The organism is Streptomyces rubrogriseus, assembly GCF_027947575.1.
Classification (GTDB): Bacteria; Actinomycetota; Actinomycetes; order Streptomycetales; family Streptomycetaceae; genus Streptomyces; species Streptomyces rubrogriseus.
In genome coordinates, this window is record NZ_CP116256.1 from 4,585,156 (window position 1) to 4,597,744 (window position 12,589).

The 12,589-nt window shown below is 69.3% G+C and carries 15 protein-coding genes and 3 pseudogenes; 8 read left to right on the forward strand and 10 right to left on the reverse strand.

All coding sequences use genetic code 11. The features are described from left to right. Window positions 1-244: 244 nt before the first annotated feature. Both Sru02f_RS20930 and Sru02f_RS20935 read right to left on the reverse strand, forming a co-directional pair. Window positions 245-1,324, reverse strand: a complete 1,080-nt coding sequence (locus tag Sru02f_RS20930; protein WP_109032493.1) for a flavin monoamine oxidase family protein — start codon at window positions 1,322-1,324, stop codon at window positions 245-247. A gap of 79 nt (window positions 1,325-1,403) precedes the next feature. Then, on the reverse strand, window positions 1,404-2,432 hold the full coding sequence (locus tag Sru02f_RS20935) for an alcohol dehydrogenase catalytic domain-containing protein (protein ID WP_244941863.1): 1,029 nt from the start codon (window positions 2,430-2,432) through the stop codon (window positions 1,404-1,406). Between the two features lie 132 nt (window positions 2,433-2,564). Here Sru02f_RS20935 and Sru02f_RS20940 point away from each other — a divergent pair, with 132 nt between their 5' ends. The 3 genes from Sru02f_RS20940 to Sru02f_RS20950 all read left to right on the forward strand — a co-directional run bounded on the left by Sru02f_RS20940 (window position 2,565) and on the right by Sru02f_RS20950 (window position 4,410). Further along, a complete protein-coding gene (locus Sru02f_RS20940) occupies window positions 2,565-3,446 on the forward strand; it encodes a LysR family transcriptional regulator (protein WP_109032492.1) in 882 nt (293 codons plus the stop codon). Window positions 3,447-3,573: 127 nt separating this feature from the next. Further along, window positions 3,574-3,855 carry a hypothetical protein gene (locus Sru02f_RS20945; RefSeq protein ID WP_109032491.1) on the forward strand — a complete coding sequence of 94 codons (282 nt, stop codon included), beginning with the start codon at window positions 3,574-3,576 and terminating at the stop codon, window positions 3,853-3,855. Between the two features lie 27 nt (window positions 3,856-3,882). Beyond that, entirely contained in the window at window positions 3,883-4,410 is a 528-nt protein-coding gene (locus tag Sru02f_RS20950) for a carboxymuconolactone decarboxylase family protein (RefSeq protein ID WP_109032490.1), read from the forward strand. Between the two features lie 163 nt (window positions 4,411-4,573). On the opposite strand, the pseudogene Sru02f_RS20955 reads toward Sru02f_RS20950, so the two are convergent. The 7 genes and pseudogenes from Sru02f_RS20955 to Sru02f_RS20985 all read right to left on the reverse strand — a co-directional run. Continuing rightward, a pseudogene (locus Sru02f_RS20955) lies at window positions 4,574-4,868 on the reverse strand (transposase); the annotation flags it as partial. A 38-nt stretch (window positions 4,869-4,906) separates the two neighbouring features. Beyond that, window positions 4,907-5,164, reverse strand: a complete 258-nt coding sequence (locus Sru02f_RS20960; protein WP_109032489.1) for a hypothetical protein — start codon at window positions 5,162-5,164, stop codon at window positions 4,907-4,909. A gap of 194 nt (window positions 5,165-5,358) precedes the next feature. Continuing rightward, complete coding sequence (locus Sru02f_RS20965; protein ID WP_174855104.1) at window positions 5,359-5,577, reverse strand: glycoside hydrolase family 78 protein; 219 nt, start codon at window positions 5,575-5,577, stop codon at window positions 5,359-5,361. A gap of 109 nt (window positions 5,578-5,686) precedes the next feature. Further along, window positions 5,687-5,920, reverse strand: a complete 234-nt coding sequence (locus Sru02f_RS20970; RefSeq protein ID WP_174855103.1) for an ABC transporter permease family protein — start codon at window positions 5,918-5,920, stop codon at window positions 5,687-5,689. Next, a complete protein-coding gene (locus Sru02f_RS20975) occupies window positions 5,878-6,306 on the reverse strand; it encodes a carbohydrate ABC transporter permease (protein ID WP_174855102.1) in 429 nt (142 codons plus the stop codon). Before Sru02f_RS20975 ends, Sru02f_RS20970 begins: the two co-directional genes overlap by 43 nt. A 462-nt stretch (window positions 6,307-6,768) precedes the next feature. Then, complete coding sequence (locus Sru02f_RS20980) at window positions 6,769-8,502, reverse strand: SpoIIE family protein phosphatase (protein WP_109032581.1); 1,734 nt, start codon at window positions 8,500-8,502, stop codon at window positions 6,769-6,771. A 325-nt stretch (window positions 8,503-8,827) separates the two neighbouring features. Continuing rightward, window positions 8,828-9,025, reverse strand: a pseudogene (locus tag Sru02f_RS20985) (transposase); the annotation flags it as partial. A gap of 13 nt (window positions 9,026-9,038) precedes the next feature. Between Sru02f_RS20985 and Sru02f_RS20990 the strand changes: the two are divergent. After that, a complete protein-coding gene (locus Sru02f_RS20990; RefSeq protein WP_280524893.1) occupies window positions 9,039-9,167 on the forward strand; it encodes a hypothetical protein in 129 nt (42 codons plus the stop codon). 289 nt (window positions 9,168-9,456) lie between these two features. Here Sru02f_RS20990 and Sru02f_RS20995 read toward each other — a convergent pair whose 3' ends face one another. Next, on the reverse strand, window positions 9,457-9,741 hold the full coding sequence (locus Sru02f_RS20995) for a DUF3027 domain-containing protein (protein WP_167469579.1): 285 nt from the start codon (window positions 9,739-9,741) through the stop codon (window positions 9,457-9,459). Window positions 9,742-10,366: 625 nt separating this feature from the next. Between Sru02f_RS20995 and Sru02f_RS21000 the strand changes: the two genes are divergently transcribed. The 4 genes and pseudogenes from Sru02f_RS21000 to Sru02f_RS21015 form a co-directional block, all read left to right on the forward strand. Next, window positions 10,367-11,098: a class I SAM-dependent methyltransferase gene (locus Sru02f_RS21000; protein ID WP_109032488.1), complete on the forward strand. Its 732-nt coding sequence runs from the start codon at window positions 10,367-10,369 to the stop codon at window positions 11,096-11,098. 113 nt (window positions 11,099-11,211) lie between these two features. Beyond that, on the forward strand, window positions 11,212-11,844 hold the full coding sequence (locus tag Sru02f_RS21005; protein ID WP_167469578.1) for a DUF2461 family protein: 633 nt from the start codon (window positions 11,212-11,214) through the stop codon (window positions 11,842-11,844). Between the two features lie 53 nt (window positions 11,845-11,897). Then, the gene (locus tag Sru02f_RS21010) at window positions 11,898-12,164 is read left to right on the forward strand and encodes a hypothetical protein (protein ID WP_244941862.1); all 267 of its coding nucleotides are present in this window, start codon (window positions 11,898-11,900) and stop codon (window positions 12,162-12,164) included. 102 nt (window positions 12,165-12,266) lie between these two features. Further along, window positions 12,267-12,362: pseudogene (locus Sru02f_RS21015) on the forward strand (TetR family transcriptional regulator); the annotation flags it as partial. Window positions 12,363-12,589 lie beyond the last annotated feature (227 nt).

A 12,589-nucleotide genomic window follows, 5' to 3' on the forward strand; every position in this document is an offset into this window, starting at 1 on the left:
CGCGTCCGCGGACGACCGCCGCCGGGCCTCCGCCCGGCCCCGTGCGGGCCCGGACGTGGCCGGTGGCCTCGCACGGACGGCGGGGGAAACGGCCGACCCGGGCCCGCGACGGACGGCTTGACGTCTCCAGGTGTGGGGCCCCGTTTACGAGGTGGCCTCGAGCGTCAGCGCGTGGGAGAGCCGACGCACCGTCCTGCCCGCGCCGAAGGAGACGTCGTCGGGACGCAGGCGCGGGTTGCCCGGGTCAGCTCAAGGGGAGCCCGCGGCCGTGCGCGGTCGCGGACAATACGGCACGGGCCGCGCGCTCGCCGGAGTGCAGCGCGCCCTCGATGTGCCCTGCGTATTCGGTGGCCGTCTCGGTCGAGGCCCAGTGCAGTCGGCCGTCGAGGAACGGCCGCTGGTAGAGGTCGTGGCCGAAGAAGGAGTAGTCGCTGAGGGCGTGCACGGAACGCGGGGCCGTCCAGGTCTCTCGGCTCCAGTCCTGCACGTACACGGCCTCGGGTGCGGCGGCGGGCCCGAAGCACGCAACGAGTTGTGCAACCACTGCCGCTTCGAAGCCCGGCCGGACGGTCCGGGCGTGCGCGAAGCCGAACAGCGCCGCGGGACGTCCGTCGACGCCGGACATGTCGTGGATCTCCTGGAGCGGTCCGACTCTGCTGAAGGCCGCGCCCGCGAGCCCGTCCTCGCGCCAGAAGGCGGTGGAGTAGCGGGCGACGACCTTGGCGACGGCCCCCATCCACACCGGAGTGGAGCGGGCCAGGCGGATCAGGTCGTCGGGCAGGGCGCCGGCGAAGTCGATGCGCTCCAGCGCCAGCGCGGGTGGGACGGCCACGACGACCTGCGTGGCGCGGAAGGCCCGCCCCGCTGCGTGGACGTCGACTCCGTCCGCGCCGACGGGACGGATCGCGGTGACGGGCGTGTCCGGCAGTACGGCGCCCGGGGGCAGACTCGACGCGAGTGCCGAGGTGAGACGCTGCGCCCCGGCGGCGAAGCGGTAGGAGGGAACGTCGATCATGTTGCCGGGGTAGCGGTGGACGCCGGACCGGTCGTGCAGGACGGCGTCCCCCGCCAGGTGCTGGTCGAAGACCTCGGCCCCGGTCCGCGCGGCCAGGGCCGCGACGCGCTGCTCCCCCGGCCAGAACCAGGTGGCCCCAAGGTCCAGGACGCCGCCGTCGACGGGCTCGCTGAGCAGTCGGCCACCGACCCTCGTCCGCGCTTCCAGGCACAGGACTCTGTGCCCGGCCTCGTGCAGTACGGTCGCGGCGGTCGTCCCGGCCGCGCCGGCGCCGATCACGATGACGTCATGAGTGCCGCTGTCGAGCATGGCGGATTCCCTTCGGGACGGTGGAGGACCGTCCCGCAGGCTGCCGGCGCGACGGGCGGACGGGAGAGATCCGGTGAGGTCAGAAAACTTGGGACGGGTCCAGCACGATACGGAACCGGGGTGCCGCGGAGCGCAGGCGCGCGACGGCCGCACCCGCTTCCCGCAGCGGCATCCGCTCGATCATGGGCCGGACTCCGTTGGTGACGGCGAAGGCCATGGCCTCCTCCGTGTCCCGCGCGCTGCCGGTCAGGTGCCCGGTCACACTCACGCCCTGACCGACCAGCAAGCCCACCGGGAGACACAGGGCGCCGTCGTCCACGCCCACCAGCGTGAGCCGGCCGTGCGGCCGCAGGCCGGTGACCAGCTCGCCCAGCCTGTCGGTGGTGGAGGCGGTGCAGATGACGTGGTCGACGCCGCCGAGGGCAGCGAGTGCCGCACCGGGGGCCTCTCGGGTGCTGTCGACGTAGTGCCGGGCGCCGAGTTCACGGGCCAGTTCCTCGCGGTCGGCGCCGCGGGCGACCGCAACCGTCTCGTAGCCGAGCTTCGCCGCGAACTGCACGGCGAGGTGTCCCAGCCCGCCCACTCCGAACACGGCGACCCCGCCCCCGGTCCGCGTACCGGCGTTGCGGACGGCGTTGAAGGCGGTCACGCCCGCGCAGCCGAAGACCGCCGCGTCGAAGAGGTCCAGGCCGTCGGGGACGCGCGCCAGTGCGTCGGCCGGCACGATGATGCTCTGTGCCCAGCCGCCCGGGTAGGACAGTCCGGGCACCTTCCGCTCGGGGCAGTGCACGACGTCACCGTCACGGCAGAAGGCGCAGTGCCCGCAGCTTCCGCCGAACCAGCCGACGGCCACGCGTTCCCCGACCGTCCAGCCACGCACCCGGTCGCCCACCTCGGCGATGACGCCGGCGACCTCGTGTCCGGGCGTCACCGGTGTGTCCCGGCCGGCCTTCGGGGCACTGGCCGTGCCGATGTCGGCGTGGCACACGCCACTGGCCTGCACGGACACCCGGACCTGATGTCCTTCCAGCGGGGCGGTGTCGACGGCGGACGCGACCAACGGCCCGTGCGGCTCGGTCACGACCATGGCGACGGTGGGATCCGACACAGTGCACTTCCTGGGGGAACGCGGATGAGTGTTATAAGGGTGAATGATGACGAGGTCATCGGCGGCCCACGGTAACCAGGGGTGAGCCGCAGCGGTAGGCGACTTCAGCGAATGAGGCGATAAGCGATGGCTATGACGGAGCGACTGAACGTCGAAGGTCTCCGCTACGCGCAGGCGGTCGCCGAGACCCGTTCCTTCAGCGCGGCGGCGCGGGCGTACGGCGTCACCCAGCCGGCCCTGTCCAACGGCATCGCGAAACTGGAAGAACGGCTCGGGGGGAAGCTCTTCGACCGCTCCCCTCGCGGCGTGACACAGACCGCCTTCGGCAGCCGCATCCTGCCACTCGTCGAGCGCGCTGTCACCGCCCTGGACGCCGTCACCGCGGAAGCCCGGCGGCTCACGGAACCGGACGACCAGAAGATCCGGATGGGCGTCTCCCCGCTCATCGGCCCGCATCTGGTGGGCCGCGCGTTCGCCGCCGTCCGCGACCTGCCCACGCCCCGCGACCTCGTCCTGCGCGAGGCCAACATGCAGGACCTGCGCGACGGGCTGCAGGCCGGACGACTCGACCTGATCCTGATCCCGGCCGTGACCGCGATGCCGCGCTTCGAGCACCGGGTCATCGATGTCGAGCCCGTCGTCATCGTCGGCACGGCTGCCGACGACGGCACCTCGCTGGAACTGACCGAGGCCGGAAACCAACAGTTCATCCTCGTGCCGGAAGCCTGCGGGCTGACCACGTTCACCACCCAGCTCTTCCATGCGAACGAGGTACCGCTGCACACCTATCCCGGGGAAGCGGCCAGCTACCGGGTCCTGGAGGAATGGGCGGCTCTCGGCCTGGGCTCGGCCATGCTTCCCCAGTCCCGGCTCACTTCCCCGGCCGTCCCGCACCGCCCGCTGCTGAACGCGGGCCGGGAGGTACAGATCTCCTTCGAGGCCGTATGGAGCCCTGACTCGGCCCTGCACACGGACCTCGTCCTGCTCGCCCAGCAGCTCGGCGCCTCCCGGTAGCCATACAGATTGCTTATATGGCGATTCAGCATTCTCCCCTACCGGACGGCATTCCGTCTGCCTAACTTGGCGATGTGCAGCGACGATGTCGCAGCGCACCCGTCGAGCTGGAAAGGCAGACATAATCGTGGCCTATCTTGAGATCACTCTCTCCGTGGACCCGGCCAACCGTCCCGCGGCGGCAGCCGTCTACGAGAAGTACAAGCAGCAGTTCCTGGACGGCGTCTCCGGCGCCACCAGCAAGGAGCTCCTGATCCGGGACGAGGACGTCCAGGTGCTCCACGGCTTCCGGTCGGTCGCGGACGCCCGCGCGTACCTGGACAGCGAGCTGTTCACACAGGATGTCGTGGGTGAACTCGCGCCGCTGCTGTCGAGCGACCCGGACGTACGGGTCTACGACACCGTCTGACATCCCCGTTCTGCGAAGGAGGACAGTGTGAGCACCGTGCGAGTCACCCCCTGGCAGGAAGGTGATGTCCCGTCTCCCCCGTCCGAGCTGCTCGCGGGCATGCGAGGCCGCCGCCCGGGCGGTGAGCTGATCGGTATCGACCGCGTTCTGCTGCGGAGCGTTCCGCTCGCCACGGGTTGGAACGGCCTGCTGGGCCGGGTCCGTGCCGAGTTCGACCTCAGTCTGGAGTACCGCGAGCTGATCATGCTCCGGGTGGCCGCTCTGAACAGGGCGGAGTTCGAATGGGGCGTGCACCACCCCGCGTACCTGGATGCGGGCGGGAGCGACGAGAAGAGCCAGGCGCTTCGGAAAGAGGACGCGGACAGCACGCTCTTCAACGAGGAGGAGCGGGCTCTGATCACTCTCACCGACCAGTCGACACGCCGGGTCGAGGTGGACGCTGACGTGATCGAGCACCTCAAGCGTCTGTTCGGCGAGGCACAGACGGTGGAGGCGGTCGCCACGGTCGCGGCGTACAACATGGTCTCCCGCTTTCTGGTGGCGCTGGCCATCTGACCCGGGCGACGCCACGGCGACATGTCACGTACCGGCTGCCGGCGTCGCGGTGGCCGGTACGGGTGCCGCCTGACCGGTATCAAAGTGGCGCGGTCGAGCCGCGTTCCCTAGTAACGCGGGGGGCGATGACGGTAGCTCGCAGCACCACCGGAGGCTTCCGCATGGAGATCGTCAACTTGGAGATCTCCGCGCCGTAGATCTCGGCCAGATGCGCGGAGATCTCCCCATGCGGCAGCCCCTTCGCCGACAGCGACAGGACCATCTCGTCCACCCCGACCAACCGCCGCTGCCGCTGTGACCAACTGCGGCTCGAACAACCCCACCCGGTCCCGCGGCACCGCGATCTTGACCGGCCCCGACTAGGTAATCACCATCTTGGGGCGGTGCCCGTAGCGGTAGTTCTCCAGGCCGCCTTCCCCGGTGAGCTTCACCCCACCGGCCTGAGCCCGGGCAACCAGCTCGGCAAGCGGCCCGTCATCCACGGCGACCGTCCCACTCACCCCGGCCTCCCCGGCACCTGTTCCTGCTGGAGGTCGCCGGTGTCGGAGTAGTCGACCGTGACGTGTGTGTCGGGGTTGAGGCGGTGGAACTCGGCGACCACGGCGTCCATCGCGGACCTGTCGGTGGCGCTTGCCCTGACTGACAACTCGACCGGCCCGTCCTGTTCGGTCCCGAACGGACCGCACCCGGTGGTCGTGGTGACTGCGAGCGCCAGGCTGACGGCGAAGCCGAGCAGGTGTGAGGTGCGTGTCACGGACGGTCTCCGGGCGGGAAGGAGGAATGGGGTGGGCTGGAGCGAGGCGTGGGGTGTCAGGGCCGGGTCGGGTGGCAGCGGCTCGTGTGACGTTCACTCGACCGCGCAGCGGTCACACGGTGTGCTCCACTCCGAGGGGTCCGCGGCGTCGGGGGTCCAGACGCGGACGCGGACGGTGGCGCGTTCCCGGGATGTCAGGGGGCGCCGGGCCACGGCACGAGGACCTGCTCGGCGTTGTCGACGCGCCCGGTGCGGCGGATGCCGCCACGGCGTTCGAGTTCCAGCTCGTACGACACCTGGCGGCCGGTGCCTGCGGGCAAGGTCCAGGTCAGCCGGGGGGGGGAGGCGACTCCGATGCCGAGTCCGTCCGGCAGGTGTTCGAAGCCGACCGGGGAGGACTGAGGGGGGAGCAAGGGGCGACCCTTCTTTCACGTGTGGTCACATCCGGGAGAGCGGCGGGTGGGCGCGGCGAACTCCCCGGGGCTGGGGCCCGGGGAGACGGCAGGCCGGGGCGCGACTGGGTCAGCCCTTCAACGCTCCCGAGGTGAGGCCCTTCATGACCTTTTGATTGAGGAAGAGGTAGATCAGGAGGGTGCCGAAGACGTTGATGCAGATGGCAGCGAAGAGGGGGCCGTATTGGGTGGCGCCGAAGTCGCCGGTGAAGTTGAGCAGGCCGACCTGGATGGCGCGCAGGTCCTGGTTGTTCGTGGAGGTCAGCGCGATGAGCAGGTCGTTCCAGACGAAGACGAACTGCACCAGGCCGACGGTGAGCAGGGCGTTGCGGACCAACGGTCAGGGGGAGGCCCGTGCCGGTGTAGGTGAGGATCAGCGGCCACAGGGTGCCGGCAGGCGGTCTGGTAGTACACCGTGAACAGGGGCAGCAGGATCATCTGCGGCGGAACCATCATGCCCGCGAGAAAGACCAGCAGAGTGAGGCTGCGGCCCTTCCACACCATGGCCTGCAGGGCGAAGCCGGCGGCGGTGCCCAGCAGCAGCATCAGCGCGAGGGCGGGGACGACGGCGAGCAGGCTGTTCTGTACGTAGAGGCCGATGTGACCGGTCGTCCACGCCTCGGTGTAGTTGCTCCACTCCCAGGTGGTGGGCAGGCTCCAGGCGCTGGCCGAGGACAACTCAGCGATCACGGCCGCTCTGCAGATCGACGGCTGACCGACATGGCCACTGCCCTTCCGCTACGCCCGAAGGCGTCCGCGCACACCCGCAACCGGTCCCGGGCCGGCATGCTCTTCGCCCTGCCCACCGCCCTCGTCGTCGGCGTCTTCTTCGCCGTTCCGCTCGGCCTGCTGGTGTGGATGTCCTTCAACGACTGGCCACTCATCGGCGAGCGAAGGGGGATTCATCGCATTGGAGCACCCGGATCCGGACGTCCTGCCTTCGCGCGGCATGAGACCGCACACCCGCCGGCGGACGGTACTGGTCACGACCGATGCCGCCGAGCAGGCAGACACCTCACGGTGCTGTCCCGTCAAATCGGTCGGGCGAGAGGGCGTCCAGGGGCTCCGAAGAGCCGCAACTGCGCGGTTTGTAGCGATAGGCGGGCCGTCGGCGTCTGCCGCGGTGCCTTTCCCGACGGACCGATCTTGGTGTCACCCCGACGTGTCTGCCGCCTTCCGTGACAGGGGTTCCTTCGGTGTACGCAGTGCGAGGAGGGCGACGTCGTCGAGTCCGGGCGGCTGGACCCGCCGGAGAAGTTCATCGGTGAAGGACGGCAGGGGGCGGTGGGCGAGGGCCGCGGCATGCTGCTGAAGTCGGTCCAGCCCCTCGTCGAGGGTTTGCCCCGGCACCTCGATGAGGCCGTCCGTGTACAGAAGCAGCGTGCAGCCTGGCGGCAACACGACCGTGGCGTCGGGGCGGCGTGAGCCGAGCCCGGTCCCCAGCAACAGGCTGTGCCCGTCGGTCAGGTACTCGGTCAGGCCGTCACGGGTGACGAGCAGGGGCGGGGGGTGTCCCGCGTTGGTCCATGTCAGGTGCCATCTTCCGCTGTCCGTCCGAGTGACTCTGGCGCAGATGAGGGTGGCCATCGTGACGTCGGTGATAGGCATGATGGCCTCGTCGAGGCGCTCCACGATGCGGCTGGGCGGTGTCTGCTGGGACCACGCGTAGGCGCGGAGCATGTTGCGCAGCTGGGCCATACCGGCGGTGGCCTCCAGGTCGTGACCGACCACGTCACCGATGGCCAGTGCGGTCGCGCCGTCAGACAGGCTGAAGGCGTCGTACCAGTCGCCGCCCACCTGTGAGGCGTCGGGCGCGGGAAGGTAGCGCACGGCCAATTGCAGCCCGGGCACACGGGGCATCTGCGGCAGCAGGTGATTCTGCATGGTCTCAGCGACCGCGCGCTGACGCTGATAGAGACGGGCGTTGTCCAGTGCCAGGCTCGCGCGGCGGGCGATGTCCTCGATCAGAGGCAGGTCCGCGGTGGTGAAGTTCCCCTGTTTCTGCGTCCGGCCGAGCGTGAAGGCTCCCAACACCTCCCGGGTCCCGCGGAGGGGAACGACGACGGCCGACCGGATGCCGGTGGCGTCGAACAGACGGCGCTGCTCGACGGCGATGCCGGAGTCCGGCGGCCCGTCGTAGACGTCCGGTTCGACCAACGCCGAGGCAACTCCGCGCAGGGCTCGTGACAACGGCATCGCGGAGTGCTCGGGCACGGGCGGCATCGGCCCCTGGAGTTCCTCGTACGGCACGAGGCGCTCCTCCTCGGAGTGGACCACGGCGGTGCGCCACACTTCGTCGTGCTCCGTGATCAGATCGATGACGGCCCAGTCCGCGAGTCTGGGCAGAACCAGTTCCACCAGTCGTTGCAGCGCCTCGTCGACGTTGAGGGTGGACGTCAGGCGCGTCGTGGTCTCGGCCAGCAGGGCGAGTCGTGCCAGTTCACTCAGCGGTTCCGCGGTCCGTTCCGAATGCGATCCGGTAGACGACGCCTGCGTTCGCGGATGGAAAAGCACCAGCGTGCCGACGTTTCGGCCCTCCACAGCGTACGGAGCGATGAACCAGGAGATGGGCAGGACGGAGCCGTCCGCCCGAGCGAAGTAGTCGTCGTCGCCCTGCGCCGGGTGGCCGGCGTGGAACGCCTGCCGCATGGCGCACTGACTGACATGCAACGGCTGGCCCTGGGGCCCGCGGTGCAGCAGTTCATGGGCGTCCTGCCCGACAAGCTCTTCGGTCCGGCGGCCCAGCATCCGCTCGGCAAGACTGTTGACCGCGACGATGCGGCCCTGCTCGTCGACGAGGTACGCACTGGCCCCTATGGCCTCCACAGCCACGGTGGCTCCCGGGACCACCGACTGCCCGGCCGCCTCGTCATGCGCCCCTGTCATTACGCTCTCCTCCCAGACACGTGCTGCCCGGTGGCTACTGCCCTCAAGGGTGCCTCCCACGCAGCTGAGGCCCATCTCCTCTATGCCCCTCGAAAGCATCAAGTTCTCATCCGGCCAGGGTGACGATCCCGCTCCTGCGCATCCCCTACCCGTCAAGGGCCTCTCCCGGCTCGCTGACCAGCCTCTTCCTGCCCAAGGGGTGTTTTAGAGGGACGCGAAGTGAGCACAGCCGTTGATGGGCTGGGACGCCCGGGTCGGGCGAGTGTCTCTGGAGATCACTGGGGTGCGGGCCGATCAGTTCGGCCGGCTCCGGAAAGTCGTCCGCGATGTCCCAGTCGGTATCACCTCCGGCGTCGGCCGCGGTATGGACTTGCTGCAGCAGACACTCCCAGGTCCCGTCGGCCGACTACAGCCGGTGGCGCTCGTACACCGTCTTTCGTGGCCCGAACCTCTCGGGTAGATCACGCCACTGCATCCCGGTCCGCACCCGGTGAAGAATCCCGTCGATCACCTGCCGGTGATTCGCCTTCGCTCGCATGAAGACCTGGAAGATCCTCCGCGACTGCCGCCTCAAAGGCGACGGCGTCCACCACGCCATGCTCGGCATCGCCCACCTACAGAACCTCACCTCGCCGGACGACCGGGAAAGAGCACTGGCCAATTGACATGGCGTAGATCATTACGGGACAACGCTCAGCGAGAACAGCGGAGACCCGTCACCGGATGACAGAGATCTCCGGAAGGGGCTGCTGCCATTCACCCAGTTCCGCAACGAGGACCCGGCGGGCCAGCCGCCGAGCCAGAGCCCATCCCTCATCGGATCAGAACTCTCCATCGCACGATGGTCGCACGCCCACAGCTGACGAACCCACAGGCGAACATCCGGCTGAGCATATTTACCCGTACTGCGCCTGCGCACTTTTGCGGCTCTGGCAAGAATTTCGTAGCCGTAGATCATCCGAAGGTGCCATCGTCGCGGACGGAGAAGTGTTCGCAGCCGTCGTGCTCAAAACGCACGCGCCCGTCGAACCGGGAGTCGGCGTGGGTGCAGGCCCCCCAGTCCAGGCCCAGTTCTCCGCTCAGCGTGATCCAGAACCGGCATCCGCCGCACTGCTCGTTGAACCATTCATCCCGGTGGTAGGGGCTTCCCGTGGAGCGATTGAGCAGCCGCAACCAGTGTCTGTGGACGTCGTCGCCCGCGTCTGCGTTGCCGTCCGTCTGCGGTCTGCCCGATGCCATCCGTTCCCCGCCCTCTCGCCGAATCCGCAAGGTCAATCTGCACGGAACCAGTGCCCAGCCGCCAGTTGATTCCCGCGACCCGCAGGCCAGCGACCCAGCGCGTCGCAGACATCAGCTGCAAGGGCGGCGAGACCGGCGAGAGGGGCCAAGACGCTGAGTGAGAGGTCGTTCAGCCAGCCGGTGAGGGGCGTTGCGTCATGGACGTCGAGCATGACGGCGGAACGACGGACCAGGTCGTGAGTCTGTCTGAGTTCAGGGCAGTGGTCGACGAGCCGGGGCAGACGGTCGTTGTCGTTGGGGGTTGCGTCGGTGCGGGTGGGTGGTGATCCAGCGGGCGGCTTCACGCGGGGAGGCCGGTCGCTCGCGTGATTCGAAGGCCTCGTCGTCGACGTCGAGACGCACCGCCGAGCGAACCCTGGTGCAGTGGGCCAACGGGTTCGAGGTGAATCGGATCGAAGCGCCAATCCCGGCCCGTCGGGCGGGGCCGAGCTCCAAACCTGTGGTGCGTCGAAGGGCTGGAGTGATTCTCTGGGACGAGCACGTGCGCCTGGGACGTTGTCGAGTTTGGTTGGGGTGTATGGCTGTGGCTGGATACGGGGCCCTTTCTGAGGTCTATGAGTGGCTGATGCCCGAAGGAAAGCTGACTCCCGCAGGCTCTGCCGCTGCGTTCGGTGACCTGGTCAAACGGCTTCCCCCGAAAGCACGTGTTCTCGACTGCGCGTGTGGCACGGGGCAACTCGCGGTGGGTCTGGCCGCGCTCGGCCTGGACGTGACGGCGACAGACGCGAGCGCTGCGATGGTGCGCCGGACCCGTCAACTCGCGGAGCAACACGGTGTCCCGCTGCGCGCGTTCCGCGTCAGCTGGGACGAGCTGTCCGGCCGTCTCGACGGTTCCCCGCCCTTCGACCTGGTCTTCTGCGTGGGCAATTCGCTCGCCCACGCCGAGGGTGCCTCTGCCCGGTTCGGTGCACTCACCGCCATGTCGCGGCTCTTGAGCCGCGACGGACGCCTCGTCCTCACATCCCGCACCTGGGAGCTCGTACGAGCGCGTGGATCTCGTCTGGACGTGGGGCATCGACTCGTCCGGCGTCAAGGACGCGACGCGGTCGTCGTCTACAACTGGCAGATCGAGCAGCGCTGGGACGAAGAGCACCGTCTGGAGATTGCCGTGGCGCAGGTGACGGCGGACGGGTCGGTACTGACATGCTCCGAAAGGCTGTCGTGCTGGCCGTTCCGGCAGGAGGAGCTTGTCTCGCAGCTGCATGCAGCCGGACTTGAGGTGGAGTCCAACACCTTCGACCCGGACGCAGAGAACTACACGGTGGTCGCCGTAAAGGGGGGACATGCCCAGAACTGACCAAGAGACAGGCCTTGGTCCGGAGGAGCGACCAGGCCGAAGCTGATGGCGCCGGACCAGAACGTGCGGGGCACGACGAACCGCATGGATCGTGGGTGAGCTATCCTCCGCGCATGCGTGGACAGTTCACCGGCTGGCCGGAACAGGCCATGGACGTGTTGTGGCAGCTCCAGGGTGAACCGACCCACGCGATCCGGGAACGCCACCGCGCGGACCGCGAACGTCTGGTCCGGCAGCCGATGATCGCCCTGCTCAACGAGGTCGCGGACACCGACCCCCGGTACGAGGACTTCTCCGTCTGGCACTACCGCACCAACTCCTGGTGGTGGCAGCACCAGGGCGCGGTGATCCGACTCGGCCGCAAGATCGAGATCGGTCTCCGGTTCGCCCTGGACGGCCTGCGGATCCAAGGCGCCTGGTGGTACCCCGATCCCGGCCAGGTGGACATGTTCCGCAAAGCCGTGGCCTCCGAGGGGAGCGGTCGCGAACTGTCCGCCATCGTCGAGGACGTGCGGAACAAGGGCTACGACATCTCCGGGGACGTGATGAAACGCCCCCCGCGCGGCTATCCGACGGACCACTCCCGTGTGGACCTGCTGCGCCACCGTTCGCTGATCGCCGCCCGGCCCCTCGGCTGCGAGGTGTGGCTGCACACGCCCGAGGCGGTCGAACGGGTCCTCTCGGCCGCCGCCGACCTGGACGCCCTCCTGATGTGGCTGGTCCGCCACGTGAAGCGCGCCCCCTGACACTCTCTGGGCTACGAGCGGTACGGCGCGCAGGGCGGCGACTGGGGTCCGCGGTGTCCGGGGCGCTGGGCGAGGTCACCCCCGGGCGGGTGGCCGCCGCGCACCTGAACCTGGGGTCCGTCGAGGCGGGCACCTTCGACGGCCCGACACCCGCGGAGCGGGCGAACCAGGCGGCGGAGGAGGTGCGGCGCACCGGCCGGGGATACCCGGCGATCCAGGCGACGAGGCCGCAGCCCCTCGGCTACGGCCTCCCCGACTCCCCCGCGGGCCAGGCCGCCTGGCCGCCGAGAGTGCGCGGCTTCTTCCGTCTCTACCGCTGACCGTCCACGGCGCGACAGTGCCCTCACTGCCTCGGGGCGCCAGGCCTGGTGGAGATGCTCCACGGTCGGAGCCCAGTGCGGAACTGACCGTCAGGGGCGCGCGTGTACGCCGATACCGCCGGAGACGGTGAGGTCGTCGCCCGCGAGGCCGGCGTCTCCCAGCGCACCCTGTTCCGATACTTCGGCTCCAAGGAAGACCTTCTCGGGGGCGACCAGGACAGGTTCGGGCGCGTCCTGGCGGACACCATCGGCGAGCAGCCCGCCGAAGCCGACCTCTGGGAAGTCCTGCGCGCGGGGATCTCAGGCCGTCCTGTCCGCCGCGGCAACGGCGACCCCGACAGTGCGACCGGGCCCTCTCCCCGCCGGGAGGCTCGCTCGGGGACACTGGCCGCGCTGACATGGCTCGGGTGCAGATGCGACGTCAG

Bases quoted from the DNA above. Each gene is read 5' to 3' on its own strand.
- Sru02f_RS20940 (WP_109032492.1), top strand. From the start codon at position 2,565: ATGACGGAGCGACTGAACGTCGAAGGTCTCCGCTACGCGCAGGCGGTC.
- Sru02f_RS20980 (WP_109032581.1), bottom strand. From the start codon at position 8,502: ATGACAGGGGCGCATGACGAGGCGGCCGGGCAGTCGGTGGTCCCGGGA.
- Sru02f_RS21000 (WP_109032488.1), top strand. From the start codon at position 10,367: ATGCCCGAAGGAAAGCTGACTCCCGCAGGCTCTGCCGCTGCGTTCGGT.
- Sru02f_RS20930 (WP_109032493.1), bottom strand. From the start codon at position 1,324: ATGCTCGACAGCGGCACTCATGACGTCATCGTGATCGGCGCCGGCGCG.
- Sru02f_RS20995 (WP_167469579.1), bottom strand. From the start codon at position 9,741: ATGGCATCGGGCAGACCGCAGACGGACGGCAACGCAGACGCGGGCGAC.
- Sru02f_RS20990 (WP_280524893.1), top strand. From the start codon at position 9,039: ATGAAGACCTGGAAGATCCTCCGCGACTGCCGCCTCAAAGGCGACGGC.
- Sru02f_RS21005 (WP_167469578.1), top strand. From the start codon at position 11,212: ATGCGTGGACAGTTCACCGGCTGGCCGGAACAGGCCATGGACGTGTTG.